Below are 26,404 nucleotides of genomic sequence, written 5' to 3'. Positions count from 1 at the left end.
GCCTCGAAGGCATGACACAACCGCTCGCAGGAAAGATCGCGCTCGTCGCCGGCGCTACCCGGGGTGCCGGTCGGCAGATCGCCGTCCAGCTCGGCGCCGCCGGGGCCACCGTGTACGCCACCGGCCGCAGCAGCCGCGCCGGCCGCTCGGAGATGGACCGGTCGGAGACCATCGAGGAGACCGCCGAGCTGGTCACCGCCGCCGGCGGCGTCGGCATCCCCGTCCGGGTCGACCACCTGGTGCCCGAGCAGGTCCGGGACCTGGTCGCCCGGATCGACGCCGAGCAGGGCCAACTCGACGTGCTGGTCAACGACATCTGGGGCGGCGACCCGCTGGTCACCTGGGAGAAGCCGATCTGGGAGCAGCCGCTGGACGCAGGCTTCCGCACCCTGCGCCTGGCCATCGACACGCACATCATCACCAGTCACTTCGCGCTGCCGCTACTGATCCGCAAGCCTGGCGGCCTGGTGGTGGAGATCGGCGACGGCACCAAGGCGTACAACGACGACAACTATCGACTCTCGGTCTTCTACGACCTGGCCAAGGCCTCGGTCAACCGACTCGCCTTCAGCCAGGCGCACGAGCTGAAGCCGCACGGCTGTACCGCCGTCGCTCTCACCCCAGGCTGGCTCCGCTCCGAGGCGATGCTGGAGATCTTCGGCGTGACCGAGGAGAACTGGCGCGACGGGGCGGCCACCGACCCGCACTTCCTCATCTCGGAGACGCCGGCCTTCGTCGGACGCGCGGTCGCCGCGCTGGCCGCCGACGAGGACAAGGCCCGCTGGAACGGCGAGTCCGTCGACGCCGGCTCGCTGGCCAAGGTGTACGGGTTCACCGACGTCGACGGCAGCCAGCCGGAGGCCATCCGGTACATCACCGAGGTGGTCAACGCCGGCAAGCCGGCGGACGTCACCGGCTACCGGTAGAGCTCGCGGATCCGGTCCGCCGCGTCGGCGAACAGCTCCCGTAGCGCGGGTGGTTCGAGGACCTCCACCTCGGGGCCGAGCCCGAGAAGTTGGTGGTACGCCACCTCGACGGACTCGACCGGCAGCCGGGTTACGACCCGCCCCTGCCCGTCGGGCTCGTCGGCGGTGGCGACCACCTCGTCGTACACGAAGGGGGCGTCCACCAGGTGCCGGAGCTGGCGCAGGCCGGCCGGGCTGAGCCGGACGGTGACCTCGGCGCGCAGCATGGTCCGCAGGAACGACCCGGCCTGCTCGCGCCAGTACCCGGCCAGGTCAAAGTCCTCGTCCCGGTCGAAGCTCTCCTCGCCCACCTCGACCCCGGTCACCCGGTCCACCCGGTAGGTGCGGGCGTCCTCGCCGACCCGGCCGACCAGGTACCAGACCCCGCTCTTGAGCACGAGCCCGTACGGCTGCACCCGGCGGGTCGCCTCCCGGTCGCCGCGCCGATACCCCAGCTGCACCACCCGGTCCCGCCAGACAGCCCGGGCCAACTCGGTCAGCCATGGCGGCGGTCCGGTCTCCCGGAACCAGCCCGGCACGTCCAGGTGGAACCGCTGCCCGGCGCGGGCCGGGGCGTCCCGCAGCGCGGGAGGCAGCGCGGCGAGCACCTTCAGCTCGGCGGCGGCGACCGCGTCGGCGAGCCCCATGTCGCCGGCCGGCCCGGGCAGGCCGGAGAGGAAGAGGGCCTCCGCCTCGTCCCGGGTCAGCCCGGTCAGCCGGGTCCGGTAGCCGCCGAGCAGCCGGTACCCGCCGGCCCGGCCCCGGTCGGCGTATACCGGCACCCCGGCGGCGGAGAGCGCAAGCACGTCCCGGTAGACCGTCCGCTCGGAGACCTCCAGCTCCCGCGCCAGCTCGCCCGCGGTCATCGACCCGCGGGCCTGCAACAGCAACAGCAGCGAGATCAGTCGGGAGGCGCGCATCCGCCCATCCTGCCCGGCCCCCGCTCACCGCCCGCCGGGGGTGAGCAGGCCCCGGTCGTACGCGACGGCCACCGCGGCGGCACGGTCGTTGACCCCGAGCTTGGCGTAGACGTGCAGCAGGTGGGTCTTCACCGTGGCCTCGCTGATGAACAGCCGGGCGGCGGCCTCCCGGTTGGACGCGCCCTTCGCCACCAGGGTGAGCACCTCCAGCTCCCGCTGGCTCAGCGGCTCCTCGGCGGGCGCGCGGAGCCGTCCCATCAGCCGACCGGCGACGCTGGGGGACAGCACCGACTCGCCCCGGGCGGCGGCCCGTACCGCTCGGACCAGCTCGTCCCGGGGAGCATCCTTCAGCAGGTAGCCGGTCGCGCCGGCCTCGATGGCCGGCAGCACGTCGGCATCCGTGTCGTACGTGGTGAGCACCAGCACCTTGGCGGAACTGCCGGAACGGGCCAGCCGGCCGATCGCGGTCACCCCGTTCATCCCGGGCATCCGCAGGTCCATCAGCACCACGTCCGGACGCAGGTGCGCGGCCAGCGCGAGCGCCTCGGCACCGTCACCGGCCTCGCCGACCACCTCGAAATCCGGGTCGCCGGTGAACATGCCACGCAGGCCGTCCCGTACCACCGGGTGGTCGTCGACGATCAGCAGCCGGACCGGGGCGTTCACCCGGCACCCCCGGAAAGTGCGGGCACGGACGCCGAGACGGCGGTGCCGCAGCCCGGCTCACTCTCGACGGCCAGCTCGCCGCCGACGCCGGCCACCCGCTGCCGCATGGCGATCAGCCCGTATCCGCCGTCGGGACGGTGGAGGGCGGGCGGGTCGGTGACCGGGAAACCCGTGCCGTCGTCCCGGATGTCCAGGGTGACCACGTCACCCATGTACGACAGGGTGAGCCCGACCCGGGACGCCTTGGCGTGCCGGGCCACGTTGGCCAGCGCCTCCTGAGCGGTCCGCAACAGGGTCACCTCGACCTCCGGGTGCAGCGGGTGGGCGTCGCCGGTCACGTTCACCTCGGCGCGTACCTCGTTGATCGTCGACCAGCGCCGGGTCAGCTCGGCGAGCGCCTCGGGCAGCCGGGCGGCCTCCAGCGCCTCGGGGCGGACCGCCCGCACCGAGCGGCGTGCTTCGGTGAGGCTCTCCCGGGCCAGGGCGACCGCGGTGTCCACGTGCCGCTGCCAGTCGGCGTGCCGGTCCCGGGCCACCCCGGCCGCCTCCAGCTGGGTGATGATGCCGGTGAGGCCCTGCGCCAGGGTGTCGTGGATCTCCCGGGCCATCCGCTGCCGCTCGTCGGTCACCCCGGCCTCCCGGGCCTGGGTGAGTAGCTGGGCGTGTAGCCCATCGTTTTCCCGCATCGTCTCGGCCAGCCGGCGGTTCGCCTCGGCCAGCTCGTCGACCAGCCGCTTGCGGTTGGCGTGCTGTCGATCGGCGATGGTGGCGAACCAGATCATTCCACCGGCCGCACCCAGGTTGAACAGCACCAGCACGCCCCAGAGCAGCCAGTGCGACAGAGAGGACGGGAGGCCGCCGCCCTGCGCGGTGGCTGCCAGGACGGCCGAGGCAGCCACTCCGGCGAACCGCCAGTTGCCGGGCAGCAGCACCGCGTGCAGGAAGCCGGCCCAGCTGAAGAAGCCGTACCAGGGGCTGATCAGCACCAGCATGGCGCTGAGCGCGAGCAGCCCGACGTAGTAGACGGTCATCAGGGTGCGCCGGGTCGCCCAACCGGGGTGCAGGCTGACGAACCAGGTAATCCAGCACGCCGCGGTCGCGGCGACGAGCAGGTGGGGGGCCAGGGAGATGCCCAGGGGTGCCGGCGCGGCGGCGGTGAGCAGTGCCCCGACGGCCAGCCCGACGTACGGGAGCACCCGGTGGAGGCGCGCCTCTCGGGCCTCCCAGGTTGCCAGCCGGTCGACCTGCTCGGCGGTGCTGGTCATCGGACCCCCACTCACTCCCAGCGGAACAACTTCGCCGCGACGGAACCAGCGAGCACGGCGATGACCGCCATTATCGCCAGGTGCAGCGGCTGCGGCGACGGCCCGGTCCAGGCATCGAGCAGCGCCTGCACCCCGGGTGGCGTGTAGTCGCCGATCCGGACCAGGAAGTCCGGCAGGAGGAACCGGGGCACGTAGACGCCGCCGAAGAACATGACCGCCATGAACAACGGCACGGCCAGCGCCTGCGCCGACTTGGCTGTCCGCGCCACCGCCGCCACCAGCAGGCCCAGTGCCAGCAGGGCCGCCGTACCGAGGATGAGGGCCAGCGTGAAGCCCAGCGGGCGATGGGGCAGCGGTACGTCGAACGCCAACCGGCCGATCACGACGAGCAGTACGGCGCTGACCAGGATGGTGCCGAGCGTGATGACCAGTTGGGCGGCCTGCAGTGCGGCAGGGCTGGCGGGGGTGGTGGCCAGCCGGCGCAGCACCCCACGTTCCCGATAGGTGGCCAACACTGTGGGCAGGATGTTCACCGCTGACATGGCGAGCGTGATCACCAGCAGCGAGGGGGCGAAGTACTGGATGAACGACAGGCCGCCGAACTGTGCCTCCGGCTGGCGAGCCGCCGGGATCAGCCCGAACACCAGCAGCAGCGCGAGCGGCAACGCCACGGTCGTCAACGGCGAGCCGAAGTCCCGCAGGAAGAGTCGTGTCTCGATCTTGAGGATCTGCCCGAAGGCGTGCATGTCGGTTCTCCCTCAGGCGGCGGGCCGGTGCCCGGTCAGCTCGACGAACGCGTCGTCGAGGGTGGACTGCTCCAGCCGCAGGTCGGCGGCGACGATCTGGTTGCGGGCGAGCACCGAGGTGACTGCGTGCAGCACCTCACCGGTGCCGGTCACCACCAGCTGATTGCCGGTGCGGTGCACGGAGATCACCTCGGGCAGGTCCGTAAAGAGTTGGTCGTCGACCGGGGCGGACGGCCGGAATCGGACCCGCTGCTCCGGGGCCACCGTCGACACCAGGCCTGCCGGGCTGTCCAGTGCGACGACCCGTCCCCGGTCGATCACGGCGACCCGATCGCAGAGCCGCTCGGCCTCCTCCATGAAGTGGGTGACCAGCACGATCGTCACGCCGCTGTCCCGAATCTGCTCGATGAGGGCCCAGGTGTCCCGCCGGGACTGCGGGTCCAACCCGGTGGTCAGCTCGTCCAGGATCGCGACGCTCGGGTTGCCGACCAGCGCCAGCGCGATCGACAGCCGCTGTTTCTGGCCGCCGGAGAGCTTCTTGTACGCGGTGTTCCGCTTCTCGCCCAGACCCAGCCTGTCGATCAGGCCCGCCGGGTCGGCCGGGTTGCGGTAGAACGAGGCGTACAGCTCCAGCGCCTCGGCGACCCGCAGTTGGTCCGGCAGTTGGCTCTCCTGGAGCTGCACGCCAACCCGCTGGCGGAGTTGGGCCGCGTCCCCGCGGGGGTCGAGCCCGAGGACCGACACCCCGCCCCCGTCCGGGACGCGGAGCCCCGCGACACACTCCACCGTGGTGGTCTTGCCAGCGCCGTTCGGGCCGAGAACCCCGAAGATCTCCCCGGCCTCGACCGTGAACGACACGTCGTCCACGGCCACCAGGTCGCCGTATCGCTTGTGCAGGTTGGTCACCTCAATGACCGGCATCGCGCCGCCTTCCGCCGTCGTACCCGTACCTCTTCAGCGTGGCGGCGGCGGCTCGGCGGCGAATCGACCAGCCGTTGGTGATCTTTCGTGGCAGCGGCTGACCTCGGCGATCCACCAACCGGTTGATGTGCACGGAAGGGATCCCTGTCAACGCGCCGCCCGGCGGCGGTTGGCACTGATCGCTAGGCTGCTCGGTCGTGGACGCCAGCAGAATCGCCAGCCCGGTGACCGGGGTCGTCGGACGCTTCTTCGCCGGGGTCGGGTTGCTCCTGCGTGGGCTCGGCCTCTACGTGCGCAGCCCCGGACTGATGCTGCTCGGCATCGTGCCAGCGTTGATCTCCGGTGCGCTCTTCGTGGCCGCGATCGCCACCCTGGCGTATTTCGTGGACGACATCGCCGCACTGGTCACGCCGTTCGCCGACGACTGGTCGACCACCGCCCGCAACCTGGTCCGGGTGATCGCCGGGTTGGCCATCCTGGGTCTCGGCGGGCTGCTCGGCGTGCTCACCTTCACGGCGGTGACCCTGGTGATCGGAGACCCGTTCTACGAGAAGATCTCCGAGCGGGTGGAGGAACGGCTCGGGGGCACTCCCGGCGCGGTGGAGGTCTCCTTCTGGCCTTCGCTGCGCCGCAGCATCGCCGACTCCTTACGGCTGGTGGCCCTCGCTGCGCTGGTCGGCATTCCGCTCTTCGTCGCCGGTTTCATCCCGGTGGTCGGTCAGACGGTGGTCCCGGTGATCGGGGCGGCGGTGGGCGGCTGGTTCCTCGCGCTGGAGCTGGTCGGGGCACCCTTCTACCGGCGGGGGATGCGGCTGCCGGACCGCCGGTCCGTGCTGAAGGCGGACCGGCCGATGGCGCTCGGCTTCGGAGTGGCGGTCTTCGTCTGCTTCCTGATCCCGCTCGGCGCGGTGCTGATCATGCCGGCCGCGGTCGCCGGTGCCACTCTGCTGGCCCGCCGATCCCTCGGCCAGCCCATCGACGAACGGGTGCCCGCGCCGCCGGCAGGCCACCCCATCGAGGGGCGCTGACATGCAGATCAACCTCGTCGAGGGCGACATCACCGTCCAGCGGGTGGACGCGATCGTGAACGCCGCCAACTCGTCCCTGCTGGGCGGCGGCGGAGTGGACGGTGCCATCCACCGGCGCGGCGGCCCGGCCATCCTGGCCGAGTGCCGGGCGTTGCTGGCGTCCCGGTACGGCCGGGGTCTGCCCACCGGGCAGGCGGTGGCCACCACGGCCGGGGAGCTGCCGGCCCGCTGGGTCATCCACACCGTCGGGCCGGTCTGGTCGGCCGGCGAGGACCGCTCGGCGCTGCTGCGCGACTGCTACGCCAACAGCCTGCGGATAGCCGACGAGCTGGGCGCGTCCACCGTGGCGTTCCCGCTGATCTCCGCCGGCATCTACGGCTGGCCGATCGAGGACGCGGTCCGCCAGGCGCTGTCGGTGCTGCGCCCGGCCGCGCCGGCGAACGTCACCGAGGCTCGCCTGGTCCTCTTCGGGGCGGACACCCACGCCACCGCGCGCCAGGTCTTCGACGCCGACCCCTCGGCATAGCGAAAGCCCCCGGACGCGCCTGGTTCCTCGTGTCGACCGACGCTGATCAGGTCAGCTCGGCCAGGCAGGACCACTGGGACGCGACCGGCCGGTAGCCGAGCCGCGCGTTGATCGCCAGCATCGGCCCGTTCGCCTCGTCGTTCGAGGTGTACGCGATGCGGACGCCGCCAGCGGCGGCCCGGTGCAGCGCCGCCGTCTTGACCAGCCGGGCCAGCCCTCGGCCCCGGTATGCCGGGACGGTGCCGGTGTAGTCCGACCACATCCGGTCCCCGTCCCGCTTCACCAGGCTGAACGCGGCCACCTCCCCGTCGACCTCGACGGCGGTGCTGGCCGCCTTGTCCAGGCCGAGGTTCTCCCAGACGTCGTACTGCCAGCTCGCGTAGCTGACCGCGTCGATCGGGACGTCACTCGGCTCGTCGGCCCCTGCGGCCACGTTCGCCACGTACAGCCGGTGCGGGTCCAGGTCCGCGATCGGGTGCAGCCGTACGCCCGCTGGCAGGTCCGGCGCGGGCGGTGCCGGGTCCAGGTCGAGCGCGGAGTACCGCACCTCCCGGCTTGGCTCGAAGCCGTGCCGGCGGGCGAACGGCAGCGAGTCCGGCTGCGCCCAGGAGCGCAACCTGCGGATCCCCAGCGGGGCGAGGTGGTCCGTCGCGGCGGCCAGCACCCTGCTGCCGATGCCGCGCCGCCGGTGCTCCGGGTGGACGTGCAGCAGGGCGATGTCGCCGACGTCCGGCGTCGAGGTCCAGGCAACGCGCTGGGCGGAAGCCCAGCCGACCACCTGCCCGTCGACCTCGGCCACGAAGGCGGTCCACCCCTCCTCGGGCGGCGGCTCGGCGAGCATCTTGCGGGTCGACTCGACCCCGCGCACCAGGTACGGGTAGACGATGGCCCGCAGCGCCACCACGGCCGGAGCGTCGTCGGGCTGCGCCACACGAATCCGCATGTCAGGCTCCCATCCGGACGGCGGCGACGGCCTCAACCTCGACGAGCTGGTCGGTGTAGCCGAGCACGGCCACCCCGAGCAGGGTGCTGGGCGGGTCGTGGTCGCCGAAGAAGTCCCGTACCACCTCCCAGGCCGTCACCAGGTCCGCCTGCCGTGACGACGCCACGTAGACGGTGGTCTTGACCACGTCGGTGAGCCGGGCGCCGGCCGCATTGAGGGCGGTCTCCAGGTTCGCCATCACCTGCCGGGCCTGCGCCGCGTGGTCGCCCGGCGCGACGGTCCGTCCCTCCGCGTCGAGCGGGCACGCACCGGCGGTGAACACCAGCCGGGCGGGCGGCTCGACGGTTGCCGCGTACGCGTACTCGGCGACGTCGGTGAGGGCAGGGACGTGCAACAACGCGACGGATTGCGGCATGCCGGCGAGGCTAACCACGATCGGGTATCGGGGCGACGCATTAACCGGCGGCAGGCAGTTGTGTGGATCTTGCGGGCGCGCCCCGGCGAGCGCGGCCCGACCGACTCAGGCCGAGTCGCGCAGGATCAGCTCGGTGGGGAGCATGACCGCCGGCTCGATGGTCTCGCCGGCGGCCAGCCGGAGCAGCTGTCGGGTCATCCGTCGGCCGATCTCCACGATCGGCTGCCGGACGGTCGTCAGCGGCGGCTCGGTGTACGCGGCGGTCTCGATGTCGTCGAAGCCGACCACCGCGACGTCCTCCGGCACTCGCCGACCGGCCTCGCGCAGCGTGCGCATGGCGGCGTGCGCCATCAGGTCGGAGGCGGCGAAGACCGCGTCCAGGTCGGGATGCTCGGTGAGCAGCCGGTGCATCGCCGCAGCCCCGGACTCCCGGGTGAAGTCGCCGATCGCGACCAGCTCGGGTAGCCCGGCGGCGGCAACCGTGTCGCGGTAGCCAGCGAGCCGTTCGATCCCGGCCACCATGTCCTGTGGCCCGGCGATGCTGGCGATCCGCCGGCGACCGCTGTCGATCAGGTGCCGCACGGCCGCCGTCACGCCGCCGACGTGGTCGACGTCCACGTACGGCACGGGCACGTCGCCAAGCGGCCGGCCGCTGCACACCACCGGGATGCCGAGTCGGGCCAGCGTTCCGGGCAGCGGGTCGGCGCCGTGCAGCGACGCGAAGAGCACCCCGTCGACGTGCCGGCCGGTGGTGAACCGCTCGACCCGGTGGTGCCCGGCCGGTGACCCGGCCAGCATCAGCACCAACTGCTTGTCGGCCGCCTCCAACTCCTGGCTCACCCCGCGGATGATGCCGGGGAAGACCTGGTCGTCGGAGAAGACCCGGGTGGCCGCCTCCGGCATGACCAGGGCGATCGAGTCGGTGCGCTGGGTGACCAGGCTGCGGGCGGCCAGGTTGGGTACGTACCCCAGCTCGGCGACCGCCCGGTTGACCGCCTCCCGGATCGGCTCGGCGACGGTGGTGGAGCCGTTGACCACGCGCGACACGGTGGCCCGGGACACCCCGGCCAGCGCTGCCACCGCCTCGAGCGTCGGCCGTTGCGCCGTCGTCATAGCGCCTTCCCCCCCGCTCGTCACAGCCCGTTCCGGGAGATCACCTCCTGGTACCACCGGGCGCTGGCCTTCGGTGTGCGCCGCTGGGTCAGGTAGTCGACGTGCACGATCCCGAACCGCTTGCGGTAGCCCTCCGCCCACTCGAAGTTGTCCAGGAATGACCATACGAGATAGCCGCGCAGGTCCACGCCCCGGGAGATCGCCTCGTGTGCGGCACGCAGGTGCCCGTCGAGGTAGGCGATCCGGTCGGTGTCGATCACCTGCCCCGGCCCGTCGGGCGAGTCGGCGCCCGGCTTGTCGGGGAACGCCGCGCCGTTCTCGGTGATCAGCAGCGGCACCCCGGGGTAGTCGGTGGCGATCCGTTCCAGCAGCCGGGTCAGCCCGGCCGGCTCGATCATCCAGTCCATGTCGGTGAGCGGCCCGGCCGGCGGCAGGAACTGCACCGCGCCCTCGGTGCCCGGGTACGCACCGCCGCCGCCAGCGCCGTCGGGCCGACCGGCGACGTAGCTGGGCTGGTAGTAGTTGATCCCGAGGAGGTCGATCGGGGCGGCGATCAGCTTCTCGTCGCCGTCCCGGATGAACGTCGGCTCGACGATCCGCGCCACGTGCTCCCGCACGTCGTCCGGGTAGCCACCGGCCAACAGCGGGTCGAGGAAGATCCGGTTGTGCAGGCCGTCGACCAGGCGGACCGCCGCGGCGTCGGCGGCGCTCTGCGGATCGGCCGGCCGCACGTCGGCCGGATTGAGGGTGATGCCCACGCTGCGTGCGCCGGCCGCCCGCAGCGCCCGCGCCGCCAGGCCGTGCCCGAGCAGCAGATGGTGTACGGCGGTGAAGGCCGCCGCCGGGTCCTGCTCGCCCGGGGCGTGCACCCCGTTGCCGTAGCCGAGGTAGGCCGAGCACCACGGCTCGTTCAGCGTGGTCCAGACATCCACCCGATCGCCGAGCCGGGCGTACATCGCCGTGGCGTACGTGGCGAAGTGCTCGGCGGTGTCCCGGTTGGTCCAGCCGCCCCGGTCGCCCAGGGTCTGCGGCAGGTCCCAGTGGTAGAGGGTGACGATCGGGTCGATCCCCCGGTCGAGCAGCGTGTCGGTGAGCCGGTCGTAGAAGTCCAGGCCGCGCGGGTTGACCGGGCCGGTGCCGTCCGGCTGGATCCGTGGCCAGGCGACCGAGAACCGGTACGCCCGCAGCCCCAGCTCGGCCATCAGCGCCACGTCGTCGGCGTACCGGTGGTAGTGGTCGCAGGCGACGTCGCCGGTGTGGCCCTGGTACACCTTTCCCGGTGTGCGGCTGAAGGTGTCCCAGATGGACGGGCCGCGTCCGTCGTCGCGGGCCGCGCCCTCGATCTGGTACGCGGCGGTGGCCGCTCCCCAGAGGAAGTGCTCGGGAAACCGGAGTTCATTCACGCCTTGACCGCACCTTCCATGATCCCGCCGATGATCTGCCGGCCGAACAGCACGAAGACCAGCAGCAGGGGCAGCGTCGCGATGGCCGTCCCGGTGAACACCTGCGACATGTCCTGGTAGTACCCGTCTGACAGCGCCCGCAGGGAGAGCTGAACGGTCGGGTTCGCCGGGTCGTTCAGCACAGCGTACGGCCACAGGAAGTCGTTCCAGGTGGTCATGAACGTGAGCAGGCCGAGCACGGCGGCGGCCGGTCGCAGCGCGGGCACCACCACGTGCCACCAGATCCGGGCCGTGCCGCAGCCGTCCATCCGGGCGGCCTCGATCAGCTCGTCGCTGACCGCCTGTCCGGCGTACTGCCGCATCATGAAGACCCCGAACCCGGTGACCAGTGCCGGCACGATCACCGCGGGCAGTCGGTCGTTCCACTGCAGCCGGGTCATCAACATGTACAGCGGGATCACGCCGAGCTGGGTCGGCACCATCATGGTCGCGATGATCGCCAACAGCAGCGCGTTGCGGCCACGGAACCGTAGCTTCGCGAAGGCGAAGCCGGCCAGGCTGGCGAAGAACACCACGGAGACGGTCACCGTGCAGGCCACGATCGTCGAGTTGATCAGGCCGGTCAGGAAGTACGCGTCGGTGTTGTCGAACAGCCGGGCGATGTTGGCTCCCAGGTTGCCGCCGGGGGTCATCGGCGGCGGCAGTTGACCCATCGCGTCGCTGGACCGGCTGGCCACCACGAACATCCACCAGATCGGAAAGACCGACATCCCAGCGGCGATCACCAGGGCCAGGTACGTCAGCGGGCTGGCCCGCCAGAGCCGGCTCATCGAGCCGCTCCCTTCCCGGGACCGGGTCCCGATCCGCCGCCCATCCGGCGCAGGACCAGCACGTTGACCGCCGCCACGATCGCGATGAGCGCGAAGAGCAGCCAGGCCACGGCCGAGCCGTACCCGAAGTTGTAGTGCGGTGCGAAGGCGTTCTCGAACATGTACATGGTCACGGTCTGCGACTCCCGGAGCGATCCGCCCCGGATCGGGTTGGTGCCGGAGTGGAACAGCCGGGGCTCGGTGAAGAGCTGCAACCCGCCGATGGTGGAGATGATGACGCAGAAGATGATCGTCGGCTTGAGCAGCGGCACGGTGATCGCCCAGAACTGCCGGACCCGGTTGGCGCCGTCGATCGCCGCCGATTCGTACAGGTCGCGGGGGATGGCCTGCATCGCAGCCAGGAGGATCAGCGCGTTGTAGCCGGTCCACCGCCAGTCGACCATGGCGGAGATGGCCACCCAGGAGGCGACCCGGTCGGATTTCCAGGCCACCGGGTCGACCCCGACCAGGTCGAGCATCCAGTTGATCATGCCGAACTCGCGGCCGAAGAGCACCCCGAACACGATCGCCACGGCGGCGGTGGAGGTCACGTTGGGGACGAGCACCGCCATCCGCCAGCCGGTACGGGCCCGCAGCCCTCGGTTGAGCAGGTTGGCCAGCCAGAGCGCGGCGAGCAGTTGCGGGACGGTGGAGATGACGAAGATGCCCAGCGTGTTGACCACCGCGTGCCAGAAGTCGGCGTCGGCCAGAAGTTGGGTGTAGTTCGCCGCGCCGACGAACGGGTGGTCGGTGCCGAGCAGGTCCCAGTCGTGCAGCGAGACCCAGAAGGTGTACGCCAGCGGGTAGACCCCGAAGACCGCGAAGAGCAGGAAGAACGGGGCGATGTAGAGGTACGGGGAGTAGCGGGTGTCGAGTCGGGTGAGTCGACCCGACGATCGGCGGCGGCTGCCGGGCGTCGGTGCGGCCGGCGGGCGGGCGTCGAGCTGGACGGTCATGCCCGGGAGCTCCTTTCGCGGTGCGGGCGGGACTCCGGCAGCCGGAGCCCGCCCGCACGCTGGGTCTGGCTACTTGGCGGCGGCCTTCTTCGCGTTGGCCACCGCGTCGGTCCAGCCCTGCCCGGGGTTGCGCTGCCCCAGCTCCACGGTCCGTACGGCGTTCTCCACCTCGGTGCGGACGGCCTGGTTCTTCGGGCCCATGTAGACCGGCTTCAGGCTCTTCGCGCCGGTGCCGAAGATGGCGCCGACCGGTGCCCCGGTGAAGTACGCGTTGGTCGCGCCGGTGATCGCCGGATCGTCGAGCGCCTGTGGCGAGGAGGGCAGCGGGCCCTTGGCCTTGAACGCGCCGATCTGGCCCTTGGCGCTGGTCAGGAACTTGGCCAGCTCGATCGCCTCGGCCTGGTGCTTGCTCTGCTTGGGCACGGCGAGGTGTGACCCGCCCCAGTTGCCGCCGTTGCCGGGCACCCGGGCGATGTCCCACTTGCCCTGGGCGGTCGGGCCGGCGTTGCTCTCGATGACCCCGGTCATCCAGGCGGGGCAGGCGATGGTGGCGAACTTCGACTGTTTGAAGGCGGAAACCCACTCCTCGGACCAGGAGCCGTACTTTCCGGAGAGGCCAGAGTCGATGATGTCCATCGTGGTGTCCCAGGCCTGTCGTACCGCCGGGTTGCTGTCGACGACGACGTTGCCGCTGGTGTCGTAATAGCTGTACCCGGTCGTGTTGCCGGCGGTCTGCAGCAGGATGGTGTTGAAGGTGTTGGTTGCCGCGTCGAGGAACGACGCCCCGGTCTTCGCCGCGACGAACCGTTCCCCGGTGGCGATGTAGTCCTGCCAGGTCGGCCAGAGCTTGGAGACCTCGTCCCGTTCGGTGGGCAGGCCGGCCTTGGCGAAGAGATCCGAGCGGTAGCAGATGGCGATGCCGCCGACGTCGGTGCCGAGGCCGATCAGCTGCTTGCCGTCGGCGGTCAGCCCCGCGTTCCACTTCCATTCGAGGAAGTTGCCCTTGAGGTCGGCGGCGCCGTGATCCAGCAGGTTGACGAAGTTGCCGGGGTTGGCCTTGTACTCGACCATCAGGCCTTCCTCGATGGCCACCACATCGCCGGCCCCCCGGCCGGCGGCGAGCCACTGGGTCAGCTTCGGCGAGTACTCGTCGAGGTTGGTGCCGGCACCGCGCTCGACGATCTTCACGTCGGGGTGCGCGCTCATGTACTCCTGGTAGAGCTGCTCGTAGCCGAACTGGCCGAAGACGTCGACGGTCAGCGTGACCGGTCCGTCCCCGTCCGCCTCGTCGGCGCCGCCGCAGCCGGCGGTGGCGAGCAGGGCGGTGGCGGCGGCGAGGGCCACCGCGGCGAGGCGGCGGCGCGGGAAGACAGCCATGGGATTCGGACCCCTCTCAAGGTGATCGGGTGGTGGCAAGTGGCTGGGAGAGCGCTCTCACGGACAGGGTGCTGGGTCGTTTCCGCGCTGTCAAGAGAGCGCTCTCCCGGTTTTCATTCGTTACCGAGACATTGACGCCAACGAGGGCGCCACCCCCGTGGGGTGACGCCCTCGACGTGCGGGCCGGGTGGCGGTCAGTCGGTGCGCAGGCCGTCGAGCAGGGTCCGGTCGCCGCTGACGTCCAGCGTCTCGAAGCTGACCCGGCCCCAGAGCGCCAGCAGCAGGTCGCTCGCGTTGCCGCTGACCTGCGCCCGGGCGTGATGGTCGTCGTGGTCGAAGATGGTCGAGGTGTCGAGCAGCGCCACCCCCTGGCCGCGCAGCCGCAGATACCACACCTGGGCCGCGTCGACCGCGGAGAGCTGCACCACCCCGTGCCAGTCGCCCGGCACCTGCCGCCGGCCCGCGGGCAACCAGGTGTCCAGCACCTCGCTCACGCCGTCGGCGGCCAGCTTCGCCTCGACCGGGTCACCGGCTCCGATGGCGAGCTGGGCATCCCAGCGGTGTACCGCCGTCTCGTGTGCCATCCGGCGCGGCCAGAAGCCGGCCTTCTTCGGCTGCGGAGCCCAGTTCCACGCCGGGGTCTCCGGGTCGAGCCCGTCGAAGAGGGTCATCAGCTGGTCGTACCCCTGCTGCCAGAACGGGAGAGCGCTCAGACCCCGGGCCGCCTCGGCCCGGTCCGCCTCGACCTGGACCCGGGGGGCCGGCGCGGTGGTCACGCCGGAGCCGGCGAACGAATAAACCCAGTGGTAGATGCCGGCGAGGTGCAGCGTGAGATCGTTGACCGTCCAGCCGGGACAAGACAGCACCGGTGTCTCCGGCGGTGCCTCGGCCACCGCTGCGGCGAAGGCCGGGCCCTCCGTTCGGAGCGCCCCGATCCAGAAATCCTTGCTGCCGTGCAGTCTGCTCATCGCCATCCTCCCGGGGGTGCCGGGCCACCAGTGGGTGCCGCGGCTACCCCTCAGCCTAAGGTGAAAGACGTGTCAGACGCCTACGCCCAGTCGACAACCGAAGCCGATCGTGCCATCCCTGGTCCACTGGCCAGCTACACCACGCTGCGGATGGGCGGGCCGGCCGGGCGCATCGTGGCCGCAGGCAGTGCCGACGAGATCATCCGGGCCGTGCAGGCTGCGGACGAGCCGGTCCTGATCCTCGCGGGCGGCAGCAACGTGGTGATCGGCGACGCCGGCTTCCCCGGCACGGTCGTCCTGGTGCGCTCCGGTGGCCTGCGGGTCGTCGCCGAGGACGCCGGGTCGGTCACCGTACGGGTCGAGGCCGGCGAGCCGTGGGACGACCTGGTCGCCGCCACGGTGGCCAACGGCTGGGCCGGCGTGGAGTGCCTCTCCGGCATCCCCGGCTCAACCGGTGCCACCCCGATCCAGAACGTCGGCGCGTACGGCCAGGAGGTCGCCGAGACCATCACCGGAGTCGAGGTGTACGACCGGGTCGAGGGCACCCGTCAGTTCATCCCCGCCGCCGACTGCGGGTTCGCCTACCGGGGCAGCATCTTCAAGTACCGGGACCGCTGGGTGGTGCTCTCCGTCGACTTCCGGCTCGCCCGGTCCCCACTCTCCGGCCCGGTGCGCTACGCCGAGCTGGGCCGGGCGCTCGGAGTCGAGGTGGGCGAGCGGGTGCCGCTGGCGGACGCCCGGGCGGCCGTGCTGCGGCTACGCGCCGGTAAGGGCATGGTGCTTGACGCCACCGACCCCGACACTCGCTCGGTCGGCTCCTTCTTCACCAACCCGGTGCTCGACCGGGCGACGTACGAGCTGCTCCGGGAGCGCGCCGTCGAGCTGGGCGAGCCGCCCCACTGGCCCGGGGCCGACGACACGGTCAAGGTGAGCGCTGCCTGGCTGATCGACAAGGCCGGCTTCGTCAAGGGCCACCCGGGCCCGGACGGGGTGGCCATCTCCAGCAAGCACACGCTGGCACTCACCAACCGCACCGGCACAGCTCACACTGCCGACCTGATCGCCCTGGCCCGCGACATCCGCGACACGGTGCACACCCGCTTCGGCGTAACCCTCCACCCGGAACCCGTCCTCATCAACTGCACGGTGTGATCCCGCTCCGGCAGCGCCGGTTTCGCACTTACTGACGGGGCAAACCGGCCTTGAGGGTGCAAAAGCGGCGAAAGTGCGGGGACCGAGATCAGGTTCGGGGGGCGATGGTGGGCCAGGGGAGGGTCAGTTCGCCCTGGCGCCAGCGGTGCGGGCCGTCGAGGATGGGCCAGTCGGCGCTCTTGAGCTGGGTTACGGCTCGTAGCCAGCGCTGGCGGGGGCCGAAGGGGGCGTACGGGGCGGCGGCCTGCCAGGCGTCGTCCAACGCCCGGATCAGATCGTGCACCGGTTCACCGGGGACGTTGCGGTGGATCAGTGCCTTCGGCAACCGCTCGGCCAGCTCGGCGGGGCTGCCCAACGTGACGAGCTTCGCGGCCAGGGTCAGCGTCCGGGGGCCGTCAGAGTCGATCAGCAGCCAGCTGGCGAGCCGGCCCAACTCGTCGCAGGTGCCCTCGATGAGCGCCCCGCCCGGGGCGAGCGCGGCGGTCATCGTCCGCCAGGCCTCGGGCACCTCGCTCTCGTCGTACTGGCGCAGCACGTTGAACGCTCGCACCAGCACCGGCCGGAGCCCGGCCAGCTCGAACCCGCCGCGAGCGAAGGTCAGGCCGGGCGGGTCGGCGGCCGGTGCCGCGGCGGCCACCCGGGCCGGATCGATCTCCAGCCCTACCAGTCGTACGTCCGGACGGACCCCGGCGGCCAGCCGGGCCCGCAGCTCCACCGCGGTCACCGGGGTGGCGCCGTAGCCGAGATCGACCACCAGGGGGTCGGCCGCCGCCCGCAGTCGGTCGGCGCAGGTGGCGACGATCCAGTTGTCCACCCGGCGGAGCCGGTTCGGGTTGGTCGTGCCCCGGGTGACCACGCCGAGCGGCCGGCGTCGCGCCGCTCCGCTCATCCCGACCTCCCGCCCCGGCTCACTCCTCGCGCTTCACTGCCGACCCCGTTCGCGACTGCGGGGCTCGCAGGCCCGGCTCACTCCTCGCGCTTCACTGCGATCCCCGTGTTCGCGACTGCGGGGCTCGCAGGCCCGGCTCACTCCTCGCGCTTCACTGGCCGACGCGGTGCACCTTGTGCTGGGCAGCCTGCGCCCGCGGCCGGACCACCAGCCGGTCCACGTTGACGTGCTCCGGGCGGGTGGCGCACCAGGCGATGCAGTCGGCCACGTCCTCGGCGACCAGCGGCCCGGGCACCCCGGCGTAGACGGCGGCGGCTCGCTCCGCGTCGCCGCCGAAACGGACCAGGCCGAACTCGTCGGTCTTCACCATGCCCGGATCGATCTCGATCACTCGCAGCGGCCGACCGCACAGTTCCAGCCGGAGCGTGCCGGCGATGGCGGTCTGCGCGTGCTTCGCGGCGGTGTAGCCGCCCCCGCCCTCGTACACGGTCAGGCCGGCGGTGGACGAGACCACCACGATGGTGCCGGCGCCCGACGCCTCCAGTGCCGGCAGCAGCGCCTGGGTCACCCGTAGCGTGCCGAGCACGTTGACGTCGTACATCCACTGCCAGTCGGCGACCGACCCGGACTCCACCGGCTCCAGGCCGCGCGCGCCGCCAGCGTTGTTGACCAGCAGGGTCACCGGCCCGGATGCCCGTGCGGCGGCCTCGGCCAGCCCGGCCACCGACTCGTCCGAGGTGATGTCGCAGGTCACCGCGGTGGCCTTTCCGCCGGCGGCGGTGATCTCGGCGACCAGGTCGGCGAGCCGGTCGGGGCGGCGGGCGGCGGCGAGCACGTGGAAACCCTCGGCGGCGAGCCGGCGGGCGGTGGCCGCGCCGATCCCGCTGGACGCTCCGGTGACGATGGCGACAGAGGTCATCCCGTCATTGTCACCCCGCCGATCCGACCCGCTCCGGGCGGGCGTGGGGGGTCGCCGCAGGCGGGCACGGAGATGAGGTCCGTCACCCCCGGGGGACCGCCGGGGAATTTCCGTAGCCCGATGGGGAAGATGACATCCGGCGTACAGGTTGAGCGAGAAGCGCCGGTCGTGCGACGGCATTAACCGTGACAAGAGGAGCGGACGTGGCGGAACTGCACACCGGTGTCGGTCGTCAGCGCGGTACGCAACCGTGGCCCCGGCCCCGTCGTATCGCGACCCTGTCCGTACACACCTCCCCGCTGCACCAGCCCGGCACGGGCGACGCTGGCGGAATGAACGTCTACATCCTCGAGGTCGCCCGGCGGCTCGCCGAGGCCAACGTCGAGGTGGAGATCTTCACCCGGGCCACCTCCGGCGACCTGCCCCCGGTGGTCGAGATGGCCCCCGGCGTGCAGGTCCGGCACATCACCTCCGGCCCGCTGGAGGGGCTCACCAAGGAGGAGCTGCCCGGCCAGCTCTGCGCCTTCACGGCCGGGGTGCTGCGGGCCGAGGCGTCCCGCCCGCCCGGGCACTACGACCTGATCCACTCCCACTACTGGCTCTCGGGCCAGGTCGGCTGGCTGGCCAAGGAGCGCTGGGGGGTGCCGCTGGTGCACACCGCGCACACCCTGGCGAAGGTCAAGAACGCCCAGCTCGCAGCCGGCGACCGGCCGGAACCAAAGGCCCGGGTGATCGGCGAGGAGCAGGTGGTCGCCGAGGCGAACCGCCTGGTCGCCAACACCCGGGTGGAGGCCCGCGACCTCGTCGAGCGGTACGACGCCGACCCGACCCAGGTCGCCGTCGTCCCGCCGGGCGTCGACCTGGAGCGGTTCCGGCCCGCGCCGGGCGACCGGTCCGCGGCCACCCGGGCGGCCCGCCGCCGGCTGGGGCTTCCGGTCGACGGGTACGTGGTGGCCTTCGTCGGCCGGATCCAGCCGCTCAAGGCCCCCGACGTGCTGATCCGCGCGGTCGCCGCGCTGCGGGAGCGTGACCCGGCCCTGGCCGACGAGGTGACCGTGGCGATCTGCGGCGGCCCCAGCGGCAGCGGGCTGGACCGGCCCACCGCGCTGATCGAGCTGGCCGCCACCCTGGGGGTCACCGACCGGGTGCGCTTCCTGCCACCGCAGACCGGGGACGACCTGCCCGCCCTGTACCGGGCCGCCGACCTGGTCGCGGTGCCGTCGCACAACGAGTCCTTCGGGCTGGTCGCCCTGGAGGCGCAGGCCTGCGGTACGCCCGTGCTGGCCGCCGCCGTCGGCGGGCTGGTCACCGCCGTGCGGGACCAGGTGAGCGGGGTGCTGATCGACGGGCACGACCCGGCGGACTGGGCGGTCGCGCTGGCCCGCCTGCTGCCGGATCAGGCCTGGCGGGCGGAGCTGTCCCGAGGCGCCGAGCAGCACGCCCGCCATTTCTCCTGGGACCGTACGGTCGCCGGCCTTCTCGCCGTCTACGGCGAGGCGATCACGGCGCACCGCGCCCGCCTCGCCGCCGACCTGGCGGGCGATCCCGCGCTCTCCTGCTCCTGGTGACCGGGGCTACCGGTCGCCGTCGGGTACACCGGCGGGGTCGGTCGTAGAGTGGGTCCGGTGAGCCCGAAGAGCGATCTTGCGACCCTGATCGAGTCCGTCTGTGCCGAGCGGGACCTGGCCTGGGAGTCGACCGGGTCGGGTTCGTACGCGGTGACCCTGCCGGGCACCCACAAGCTCAAGACGGTCTGCAACCTGATCGTCGGCGAGCATGCGCTACGCGTCGAGGCGTTCGTGATGCGTCAGCCGGACGAGCGGCGCGAGGAGCTGTGGGCCTGGCTGTTGCAGCGCAACGCACGGATGTACGGGGTCTCCTTCTCCACGGACGCGGTCGGCGACGTGTACCTGACCGGGCGGGTCAACCCGGCCGGGGTGGACGCCGACGAGCTGGACCGGCTGCTCGGCGCGGTGCTCACGTACGCCGACGAGTCCTTCGACACCATGTTGGAGATCGGCTTCGGCAGCTCCATCCGTCGGGAGTACGAGTGGCGGGTCAAGCGCGGTGAGTCGACGGCCAACCTGGCCGCGTTCGCCCACCTCTTCGAGCCGTCCGGCACCGGCCCCGACCCCGACCCCGCCTGACGGTGGGCCCAGACCCCGCCTGACCGTCTGTCCTGACCGGTCCGACCCGACTGTCTGCCGGCTGGTGGTTCGGACCGCTCCTGACGGGTATGCCGCACCGCGCGGTGCGGCACAGGGACCCCCGCGCGCCGAGGACGGAGTGTCGAGGAGCGTGAGCGTCCCATGGCTCAGCGGAACAGCTCAGGTCGCGGCGGGACTGCGACCACTACCAAACGACAGGCTGGCAACCAGACGCCGAACACACCGGGGATCTCCGAGTCGGAGATCTCCCGGATGCGGGTGGACGACATCCGCGGGCAGCTGCGCAAACGCGGGGTCTCCGGGATCTCCGCACTGCGCAAGCCCGACCTGGTGAAACAGTTGGTGCGCTCGTTGCGGGCCGAGCGTGGCGGGGCCGGCCGGCGCAGTACCGGCCCGGCCGGCCGGGCCACCGGCACCAGGGCGTCGGCGGGCCGTGCCGCCGCGACGAAGAAGTCGGCGGCCAGGGCGGTGCCGAGCCGCGCGAAGGCCGCGCCGGCGAACAAGAGCGCCCCCGCGAAGCGGGCCGCCGCGACGAAAACGGCCGCCGTGCGAAAGACGGCGGCGGCAAAAAAGACGACCGCCGCGAAGAAGACAACGGCGGCGAAGAAGGCAGCCGCCGCGAAGAAGACGACGGCAGCGGCGAAGTCGACGACCGCCCGCAAGATCGCGCCCGCCCGCAAGACGACGGCCGCCGCGCGCAAGACTGCACCCGCGCGCAAGACGACGACCGCCCGTAAGACCGCGGCCGCCCGCAAGACGACGGCTGCCCGCAAGACGACGCCGGCACGTAAGACGGCGGCCGCCCGCAAGACCGCGCCGGCGCGCAAGACGGCGGCCGCGCGTAAGACGACTACGGCCCGCACCGCGCCCGCGAAGAAGGCCCCGGCGAAGAAGGCCCCGGCGCGACCGGCGGCGAAGCGGGCGGCGCCCGCGAAGCGCGCTGCGCCGAGCCGGCCGGCCGGCGGTGGTACGACGGCGGGTGGGATCCGGGTAGGGCGGAGCACCGGGCGATCGGTTCGCAGCTCGCAGGTGATCTCGTCGATCGCGGACCGGCCGGAGCGCCCGGGACGGAGCCTGATCACGGCGAACCACGAGGTGATCATGCGCTGGGCCCGGGAACGCGGGGCGAAGCCGGCGACCATCGCCGGCACCGAGCGGGACGGCCGGGCGGGGGTTTTGACCTTCAACATCCCCGGTTACCGGGAGAGCAGCCGGATCCGCGAGATCACCTGGGATGCGTGGTTCCACACTTTCGACCTGCGGCGACTGAACCTGATTTATCAGGAGCAGATGCGCGACGGTCGGCAGAGCAACTTCTTCCGGACGGAATCACCGGATCGAGAGGACGGTTGAGGTGTTTGCGGGAATGCGCGACGGGTATGCGGCTGTTACCAAAGACCGAGGCCCGAGCAGCGGATACTCGCGAGTTGTGATCGGCGAGACAGCCGATCTGGGTTGAATCCAGAATCCGGGCGAACTAGCTTTATTGCACCGCGTCACGCTTGGAAACGTTCGGGGGAGCGGCGGATCGATCAGATCCGTGCACCGAGCGAGACGCGAGGGGACGGGTGGATCAACCGTTGGGGGACGGTGCCCACCTGTTTGGACCGGCGGCGTGAGCGGGCGATGCTTACGGGGGTGAGTGTTGCCCGCCGCCGCCGGCCCCGCCGGCGGGCGCCCACCACGACCTTCGGGCCGTGGTGGGCGCTTTGCGTCTGTCGTACCCCGTGGGCGGGGTGGGTCGGTCACGCGGTCGGCACGCGGTCCGCGGGCGGTGTCGGCTCCCGGTCGGCCCGGCGCAGCGCGGCGACGTGCCGCTCCCGGGGCGGTCCGGCCAGCAGGTGGCCGAGCGCGGCCAGCAGGCCGAGCCCGCCGACGATCAGCCAGTGTCGGTCGCCGAGGTATTGCAGGCTCACCCCGCCGAGCGTGGGTGCGACGAACGCCGCGGCCGGGAACGTCAGGTAGAAGACCGACTGGTACCGCGCGCGCAGCTGCGGCGGCGCCAGATCCGCGTTGATCTGCGCGTTGGGCGGGGCGGCGAGCATCGAGCCGACCGTCCAGACCACCGCGGCGCCCAGGTAAACGGCCAGTTCGTCGGCGACGGCGAGCACGCCGAAGCCGAGCGCGAGCAGGGCGGTCGAGGCCGCCAGCACGACGGCCTTGCGATGCCGGTCGATCAGCCGGGGCACGAACAACTGGCCGATCACGATCAGCGCTCCGCCGAGCGCCACCACCAGCCCGTACGCCGACGGGCCCAGGCCGTCTGCGCGCATGGCCAGCGGCATGATCGTCGAGGTCTGCAGGGTGAGTACGGCCAGCACGAAGGTGAGCCCGACGAAGATCAGGAAGGTCCGGTCGGTGAGTGCGGTGTGCAGGCCCGGCTGCCGAACCCGGCTCGCCCCCGGCGCCGATGGGGTGGGCGGCGGGAGGTCAGCCGTCGGTGCGGTGCGTCGAAGCGTCTCCGGCACCTTCCAGGCGATCACGCCGGCGGCGGCCAGGGTGGCGCCCGCGTCCACCAGGAACAGCGCGGTGAAGCTCGCCTCGGCCAGCACGCCGGCGAGCAGCGAGGCGACCGCCATGCCCAGGTTGAACGCCCAGAACTGGAGGTTGAACGCGCGCGAGCGACGCTGCGCGGGCACCACGTCGACGATCGCCGCGACGAAGGCCGGGCTCGGCATCGAGTGCACCACGCCGACCAGCGCGGAGAGCGCCGCGATCAGCACCAGGGGTCGGCTGAAGGCCAGTGCCACCATCAGGCCGGCGGTGGCCAGGTGCGCGGCGAGCAGGGTGGCTCGGCGACCCCACCGGTCGGCCAGCACTCCGCCGAGCAGGACGCCGGCCGCCCCACCGGCCCCGTACGCGCCGACCACCGTGCCGGCCAGCGCCTCGCTGGCCCCCCGCGCATCGGTGAGGTACAGCGACAGGAAGAGCATGGCGAACGCGCCGGCTCGGTTGATGAGCAGGCCGGCCCAGAGGTACCAGAAGGTGGCGGGGAGCCCACCTGCGGTGTCGTGCCACCAGCGCCGCAGGGTGTGCACCCGACCTCCCGACAGTTCAGTTTCCTAACCGTTTCTCCTGCACGGTAGGAACTCGGGCCCGGTCCCGCTAGTCGATTTCCTGATCATGGGCCCTTCGTCACAGCGATGGGGCCACCGTCAGACGGCAGCCTCGGCGGGCTGCGAAGCCGGCGGCCGGGGGTTCTCAACCGGTGCCAGCGCCTCGCCGGAGCGACGCAGCGCGGTGGCGCGGCGCTCGCGCGCCGGGCCGGACACCAGGTGGGCCACCGCGGTCAGGACGCCGATCGCGGCGCAGCCGAACCAGAGCGTGTCGTTGCCGGCGTGCTCGCGTACCAGGCCGCCGAGGATCGGCGCGCAGGCCCCGGCGATCTGCCAGGAGAGGGAGAAGACGCCCTGGTACCGGCCACGTAGCTCGGCCGGGGACAGCTCGGCGATCAGGGTGGAGTTGGACGGTGAGTTCAGCATCTCGCCGACCGTCCAGATCAGCACGGTCAGCCCGTAGAACCAGGGGGTGCCGGCGAACGCGGTCAGCCCGAACCCGACACCCATCACCACGGCGGCCAGCGCGAGCACGTGCGAGCGGCTTCGGCCCCGGATCAGTCGGGGCACGAAGAGTTGGCCGACCACGATCAGGACGCCGTTGAGCGCGATCACCGAGCCGTAGGTGGCCGGGCTGAGACCGTCGTCGCCCATGGCGATGGGCAGCATCGAGATGTGCTGGAGGAAGACCAGCGCGGCGAACAGGTTCAGCGCCACGAAGCCGAGGTAGACCCGGTCGTTGAGGATGGTGCGCAGTGCGCCGCGTTGGGCGGTGGCCGCGGGGGTGACGGTACGTCCGGTCTGCTGGGTCTCCGGCACCTTCACGAAGATGATCAGCGCGGTGATCAGCATGGTGGCCGCGTCTACCACGAACAGCAGCAGGTAGTTCGCCTGCGCGGCGAGGCCGGCGAGGATGGCGGCGCAGGCGAAGCCCAGGTTGATGGCCCAGTAGTTGAGCGAGAAGGCGCGCAGGCGGTCCTTCGCCGGCACCACGTCGATCATCATGGCACCGAACGCGGGCCGGGCCGCCTCGGCGAACATGCCGAGCAGCAGCGCACCCAGCGCCACCGCCCAGAGGTCCCGGGCCAGCCCGAGGCCCAGCATCATGGCGGCCGCGCCCACGTGCGCGGTGAGCAATGTGGGTCGCCGTCCCCACCGGTCGGCCAGGGTGCCGCCGGCGGTGGTGCCGATCGCGCCGCCGACGCCCCACAGGCCGAGCACCAGGCCGGCCTGGGACGCGGAGAAGCCGCGTTCCTGGGTCAGGTAGATGGCGAGGAAGACGAGCACGAACGAGCCGAGCCGGTTGATCAGGGTGCCGCTCCACAGGTACCAGAAAGTGGTGGGCAGGCCGCCGGTGGTGTCCCGGAACCAGCTCCGCATCGTCCGCACGTGGTTCCCCCGCTTGCAAGTAATGACCGATGTGACTACAGCGCCTTACAACCCTAGTGCTGGGCGGATCCGCAGGTCACCCGCTTTTTCACGTGGTGGTCGTCACTACGGGTGCCCGCGTGTCACGTCCCCGGGTGGGGCAGGATGATCCGCATGACTGCGAGCGAGGGGCCCACCGTCGGGACGCTGGTCCTGCTGCGGCACGGTGAGAGCGACTGGAATGCCAAGAACCTCTTCACCGGCTGGGTGGACGTCGACCTGACCGAGAAGGGCGAGGATGAGGCGCGGCGCGGCGGCGAGCTGATGCGCGAGCACAGTCTGCTGCCGGACGTCGTGCACACCAGCGTGATGCGCCGGGCGATCCGCACCGCCGAGCTGGCGCTGAACGCCGCCGACCGGCACTGGATCGCGGTGCGCCGGTCGTGGCGGCTCAACGAGCGGCACTATGGCGCCCTGCAGGGCAAGAACAAGAAGCAGACCCTGGAGGAGTACGGCGAGGAGCAGTTCATGCTCTGGCGCCGGTCGTACGACACCCCGCCGCCGCCGATCGCGGACGACGACGAGTGGTCGCAGGTGGGCGACCCGCGGTACGCGCTGCTGCCGACCGAGCTGATGCCGCGCACCGAGTGCCTCAAGGACGTCGTCGACCGGATGCTGCCGTACTGGTACGACTCGATCGTGCCGGACGTCCTGGCCGGCCGGACGGTGCTGGTGGCCGCGCACGGCAACTCGCTGCGCGCCCTGGTCAAGCACCTCGACCAGATCTCCGACGAGGCGATCGCCAAGCTGAACATCCCGACCGGCATCCCGCTGCGCTACGACCTCGACCCGCAGCTGCGCCCGCTCACCCTGGGTGGCACGTACCTCGACCCGAACGCCGCCAAGGCGGCCGCCGCCGCGGTGGCCAACCAGGGCCGCTGAGCCTACGACGAAGGCCCCCGGGAACCCGGGGGCCTTCGCCGTACGTGGATCAGCTCGCCGTGGGCGAGGTCTGCCCGGTGATCAGGTAGACCACGTGCTCACCGGCGTTGACCGCGTGGTCGGCGAAGCGCTCGTAGAAGCGGCCCAGCAGGGTGGCGTCGATCGCGGTCTCCACCCCGTACGGCCAGTCGTCGCCGAGCAGCACCGCGAACAGGTTCTTGTGCAGCTCGTCCATCGCGTCGTCGTCGCGGTCCAGTTCGCCGGCCAGGTCGGCGTCGGGCTTCGCCAGCACCGAGCCGATCTTCACGGCCATCCGGTCGGCGATCTCGGCCATCTCGGTGAAGATCGTCCGCAGCTCGGCCGGTACGGCGGGCGAGGGGTGCCGGCGCAGCGCGGTCTTCGCCACGTGGTCGGCGAGGTCGCCCATCCGCTCCAGGTCGGCCGCCACGTGCAGTGCGGTGATCATGGCGCGCAGGTCGGAGGCGACCGGCGCCTGCCTGGCGAGCAGGTCACAGACCCGCTCCTCCACATGCCGGTAGAGGTCGTCGATCTCGGCGTCCCGCTCGATGACCGTCTCGGCGGCCTGCCGGTCGGCGGTGAGCAGGGCCCGGGTGGCCTGGCGCATGGCGGCGCGGACGCCCTCCGCCATGTCCACCAGCAGTTGGCTGACGATCTGGAGGTCGGCCCGGAACTCGTCGCGCATCATCACGTCCTGTGGTCGGTCGCCGCCGACGGGTGTCGGCGCAGGGGTTGAGCAGGTGCGACGCCAACGGTAGGTGGCGCGGACGGACCCCGGATGAACCCCGGTGAACGGCACCGGACGCAGGGG

Annotated in this window: 26 protein-coding genes; 8 read left to right on the top strand and 18 right to left on the bottom strand. The window is 71.9% G+C overall.

Features of this window, described 5'->3' with window-relative positions; all coding sequences use genetic code 11:
- Positions 1-11: 11 nt before the first annotated feature.
- Entirely contained in the window at positions 12-926 is a 915-nt protein-coding gene (locus OG470_RS03965) for an SDR family oxidoreductase (protein ID WP_328420854.1), read from the top strand.
- On the opposite strand, the gene OG470_RS03960 is transcribed toward OG470_RS03965, so the two are convergent.
- The 5 genes from OG470_RS03960 to OG470_RS03940 are packed head-to-tail and all read right to left on the bottom strand — an operon-like array spanning position 917 to position 5,483.
- Positions 917-1,885, bottom strand: a complete 969-nt coding sequence (locus OG470_RS03960; protein WP_328420852.1) for a helix-turn-helix transcriptional regulator — start codon at positions 1,883-1,885, stop codon at positions 917-919. The genes OG470_RS03965 and OG470_RS03960 overlap by 10 nt on opposite strands.
- Before the next feature lie 24 nt (positions 1,886-1,909).
- The gene (locus tag OG470_RS03955; RefSeq protein ID WP_328420850.1) at positions 1,910-2,551 is read right to left on the bottom strand and encodes a response regulator transcription factor; all 642 of its coding nucleotides are present in this window, start codon (positions 2,549-2,551) and stop codon (positions 1,910-1,912) included.
- The gene (locus OG470_RS03950) at positions 2,548-3,816 is read right to left on the bottom strand and encodes a sensor histidine kinase (protein ID WP_328420848.1); all 1,269 of its coding nucleotides are present in this window, start codon (positions 3,814-3,816) and stop codon (positions 2,548-2,550) included. The genes OG470_RS03955 and OG470_RS03950 overlap by 4 nt, the downstream gene beginning before the upstream one ends.
- Positions 3,817-3,827: 11 nt before the next feature.
- Positions 3,828-4,562, bottom strand: a complete 735-nt coding sequence (locus OG470_RS03945; protein ID WP_328420846.1) for an ABC transporter permease — start codon at positions 4,560-4,562, stop codon at positions 3,828-3,830.
- 12 nt (positions 4,563-4,574) lie between these two features.
- Positions 4,575-5,483 (bottom strand): ABC transporter ATP-binding protein, encoded by a 909-nt coding sequence (locus OG470_RS03940; RefSeq protein ID WP_328420844.1) that lies wholly within the window; start codon positions 5,481-5,483, stop codon positions 4,575-4,577.
- A gap of 197 nt (positions 5,484-5,680) precedes the next feature.
- Between OG470_RS03940 and OG470_RS03935 the strand changes: the two genes are divergently transcribed.
- Positions 5,681-6,511 carry an EI24 domain-containing protein gene (locus tag OG470_RS03935; RefSeq protein WP_328420842.1) on the top strand — a complete coding sequence of 277 codons (831 nt, stop codon included), beginning with the start codon at positions 5,681-5,683 and terminating at the stop codon, positions 6,509-6,511.
- A 1-nt stretch (position 6,512) separates the two neighbouring features.
- A complete protein-coding gene (locus OG470_RS03930; protein ID WP_328420840.1) occupies positions 6,513-7,037 on the top strand; it encodes an O-acetyl-ADP-ribose deacetylase in 525 nt (174 codons plus the stop codon).
- A 46-nt stretch (positions 7,038-7,083) separates the two neighbouring features.
- Here OG470_RS03930 and OG470_RS03925 read toward each other — a convergent pair whose 3' ends face one another.
- From OG470_RS03925 to OG470_RS03890, 8 genes are all read right to left on the bottom strand, one after another.
- Positions 7,084-7,980, bottom strand: coding sequence for a GNAT family N-acetyltransferase (locus OG470_RS03925; RefSeq protein WP_328420838.1), 897 nt, complete (start codon positions 7,978-7,980; stop codon positions 7,084-7,086).
- A gap of 1 nt (position 7,981) precedes the next feature.
- Complete coding sequence (locus OG470_RS03920; protein ID WP_328420836.1) at positions 7,982-8,395, bottom strand: RidA family protein; 414 nt, start codon at positions 8,393-8,395, stop codon at positions 7,982-7,984.
- Between the two features lie 105 nt (positions 8,396-8,500).
- Positions 8,501-9,508, bottom strand: coding sequence for a LacI family DNA-binding transcriptional regulator (locus OG470_RS03915; protein WP_328420834.1), 1,008 nt, complete (start codon positions 9,506-9,508; stop codon positions 8,501-8,503).
- 20 nt (positions 9,509-9,528) lie between these two features.
- Positions 9,529-10,911, bottom strand: coding sequence for a GH1 family beta-glucosidase (locus tag OG470_RS03910; RefSeq protein WP_328420832.1), 1,383 nt, complete (start codon positions 10,909-10,911; stop codon positions 9,529-9,531).
- Positions 10,908-11,741 carry a carbohydrate ABC transporter permease gene (locus tag OG470_RS03905; protein ID WP_328420829.1) on the bottom strand — a complete coding sequence of 278 codons (834 nt, stop codon included), beginning with the start codon at positions 11,739-11,741 and terminating at the stop codon, positions 10,908-10,910. Before OG470_RS03905 ends, OG470_RS03910 begins: the two co-directional genes overlap by 4 nt.
- Entirely contained in the window at positions 11,738-12,736 is a 999-nt protein-coding gene (locus OG470_RS03900; protein WP_328420827.1) for a carbohydrate ABC transporter permease, read from the bottom strand. The genes OG470_RS03905 and OG470_RS03900 overlap by 4 nt, the downstream gene beginning before the upstream one ends.
- 69 nt (positions 12,737-12,805) lie before the next feature.
- Complete coding sequence (locus tag OG470_RS03895; protein ID WP_328420825.1) at positions 12,806-14,113, bottom strand: ABC transporter substrate-binding protein; 1,308 nt, start codon at positions 14,111-14,113, stop codon at positions 12,806-12,808.
- A gap of 194 nt (positions 14,114-14,307) precedes the next feature.
- Positions 14,308-15,081, bottom strand: coding sequence for a maleylpyruvate isomerase family mycothiol-dependent enzyme (locus tag OG470_RS03890; RefSeq protein WP_328420823.1), 774 nt, complete (start codon positions 15,079-15,081; stop codon positions 14,308-14,310).
- A gap of 69 nt (positions 15,082-15,150) precedes the next feature.
- Here OG470_RS03890 and OG470_RS03885 point away from each other — a divergent pair, with 69 nt between their 5' ends.
- Positions 15,151-16,233, top strand: coding sequence for a UDP-N-acetylmuramate dehydrogenase (locus OG470_RS03885; protein WP_328420821.1), 1,083 nt, complete (start codon positions 15,151-15,153; stop codon positions 16,231-16,233).
- Between the two features lie 88 nt (positions 16,234-16,321).
- Here the strand turns inward: OG470_RS03885 and OG470_RS03880 are convergent, their stop codons facing one another.
- Positions 16,322-17,122, bottom strand: a complete 801-nt coding sequence (locus tag OG470_RS03880) for a class I SAM-dependent methyltransferase (protein ID WP_328420819.1) — start codon at positions 17,120-17,122, stop codon at positions 16,322-16,324.
- A 151-nt stretch (positions 17,123-17,273) separates the two neighbouring features.
- Positions 17,274-18,041: an SDR family oxidoreductase gene (locus tag OG470_RS03875; protein WP_328420818.1), complete on the bottom strand. Its 768-nt coding sequence runs from the start codon at positions 18,039-18,041 to the stop codon at positions 17,274-17,276.
- Positions 18,042-18,244: 203 nt separating this feature from the next.
- Here OG470_RS03875 and mshA point away from each other — a divergent pair, with 203 nt between their 5' ends.
- The 3 genes from mshA (at position 18,245) to OG470_RS03860 (ending at position 21,562) form a co-directional block, all read left to right on the top strand.
- Positions 18,245-19,609 (top strand): D-inositol-3-phosphate glycosyltransferase, encoded by a 1,365-nt coding sequence (mshA, locus tag OG470_RS03870; RefSeq protein WP_328420816.1) that lies wholly within the window; start codon positions 18,245-18,247, stop codon positions 19,607-19,609.
- 57 nt (positions 19,610-19,666) lie between these two features.
- Entirely contained in the window at positions 19,667-20,188 is a 522-nt protein-coding gene (locus OG470_RS03865) for a YbjN domain-containing protein (RefSeq protein ID WP_328420814.1), read from the top strand.
- 684 nt (positions 20,189-20,872) lie between these two features.
- Positions 20,873-21,562, top strand: a complete 690-nt coding sequence (locus OG470_RS03860; protein WP_328426123.1) for a hypothetical protein — start codon at positions 20,873-20,875, stop codon at positions 21,560-21,562.
- A gap of 392 nt (positions 21,563-21,954) precedes the next feature.
- Here the strand turns inward: OG470_RS03860 and OG470_RS03855 are convergent, their stop codons facing one another.
- Together OG470_RS03855 and OG470_RS03850 are read right to left on the bottom strand one after the other, a co-directional pair.
- Positions 21,955-23,247, bottom strand: coding sequence for an MFS transporter (locus OG470_RS03855; protein ID WP_328420812.1), 1,293 nt, complete (start codon positions 23,245-23,247; stop codon positions 21,955-21,957).
- A 117-nt stretch (positions 23,248-23,364) separates the two neighbouring features.
- Complete coding sequence (locus OG470_RS03850; protein WP_328420810.1) at positions 23,365-24,654, bottom strand: MDR family MFS transporter; 1,290 nt, start codon at positions 24,652-24,654, stop codon at positions 23,365-23,367.
- A gap of 153 nt (positions 24,655-24,807) precedes the next feature.
- On the opposite strand from OG470_RS03850, the gene OG470_RS03845 reads away from it, so the two are divergent.
- Positions 24,808-25,575, top strand: coding sequence for a phosphoglyceromutase (locus tag OG470_RS03845; protein ID WP_328420808.1), 768 nt, complete (start codon positions 24,808-24,810; stop codon positions 25,573-25,575).
- A gap of 49 nt (positions 25,576-25,624) precedes the next feature.
- Here the strand turns inward: OG470_RS03845 and phoU are convergent, their stop codons facing one another.
- Positions 25,625-26,278 carry a phosphate signaling complex protein PhoU gene (gene phoU, locus OG470_RS03840; RefSeq protein ID WP_328420805.1) on the bottom strand — a complete coding sequence of 218 codons (654 nt, stop codon included), beginning with the start codon at positions 26,276-26,278 and terminating at the stop codon, positions 25,625-25,627.
- Positions 26,279-26,404: the final 126 nt, after the last annotated feature.

This window comes from Micromonospora sp. NBC_00389 (assembly GCF_036059255.1).
Lineage (GTDB): Bacteria > Actinomycetota > Actinomycetes > Mycobacteriales > Micromonosporaceae > Micromonospora.
Note: the sequence above shows the minus strand (reverse complement) of the source record. Positions and strands in the feature narration are given on the sequence as shown.

Coding starts and splice junctions, on each gene's coding strand:
- OG470_RS03905 (WP_328420829.1), bottom strand. CDS start 11,741: ATGAGCCGGCTCTGGCGGGCCAGCCCGCTGACGTACCTGGCCCTGGTG.
- OG470_RS03880 (WP_328420819.1), bottom strand. CDS start 17,122: ATGAGCGGAGCGGCGCGACGCCGGCCGCTCGGCGTGGTCACCCGGGGC.
- OG470_RS03960 (WP_328420852.1), bottom strand. CDS start 1,885: ATGCGCGCCTCCCGACTGATCTCGCTGCTGTTGCTGTTGCAGGCCCGC.
- OG470_RS03930 (WP_328420840.1), top strand. CDS start 6,513: ATGCAGATCAACCTCGTCGAGGGCGACATCACCGTCCAGCGGGTGGAC.
- phoU (WP_328420805.1), bottom strand. CDS start 26,278: ATGCGCGACGAGTTCCGGGCCGACCTCCAGATCGTCAGCCAACTGCTG.
- OG470_RS03925 (WP_328420838.1), bottom strand. CDS start 7,980: ATGCGGATTCGTGTGGCGCAGCCCGACGACGCTCCGGCCGTGGTGGCG.
- OG470_RS03945 (WP_328420846.1), bottom strand. CDS start 4,562: ATGCACGCCTTCGGGCAGATCCTCAAGATCGAGACACGACTCTTCCTG.
- OG470_RS03940 (WP_328420844.1), bottom strand. CDS start 5,483: ATGCCGGTCATTGAGGTGACCAACCTGCACAAGCGATACGGCGACCTG.
- OG470_RS03900 (WP_328420827.1), bottom strand. CDS start 12,736: ATGACCGTCCAGCTCGACGCCCGCCCGCCGGCCGCACCGACGCCCGGC.
- OG470_RS03895 (WP_328420825.1), bottom strand. CDS start 14,113: ATGGCTGTCTTCCCGCGCCGCCGCCTCGCCGCGGTGGCCCTCGCCGCC.
- OG470_RS03875 (WP_328420818.1), bottom strand. CDS start 18,041: ATGACCTCTGTCGCCATCGTCACCGGAGCGTCCAGCGGGATCGGCGCG.
- OG470_RS03890 (WP_328420823.1), bottom strand. CDS start 15,081: ATGAGCAGACTGCACGGCAGCAAGGATTTCTGGATCGGGGCGCTCCGA.
- OG470_RS03950 (WP_328420848.1), bottom strand. CDS start 3,816: ATGACCAGCACCGCCGAGCAGGTCGACCGGCTGGCAACCTGGGAGGCC.
- OG470_RS03845 (WP_328420808.1), top strand. CDS start 24,808: ATGACTGCGAGCGAGGGGCCCACCGTCGGGACGCTGGTCCTGCTGCGG.
- OG470_RS03915 (WP_328420834.1), bottom strand. CDS start 9,508: ATGACGACGGCGCAACGGCCGACGCTCGAGGCGGTGGCAGCGCTGGCC.
- OG470_RS03920 (WP_328420836.1), bottom strand. CDS start 8,395: ATGCCGCAATCCGTCGCGTTGTTGCACGTCCCTGCCCTCACCGACGTC.
- OG470_RS03965 (WP_328420854.1), top strand. CDS start 12: ATGACACAACCGCTCGCAGGAAAGATCGCGCTCGTCGCCGGCGCTACC.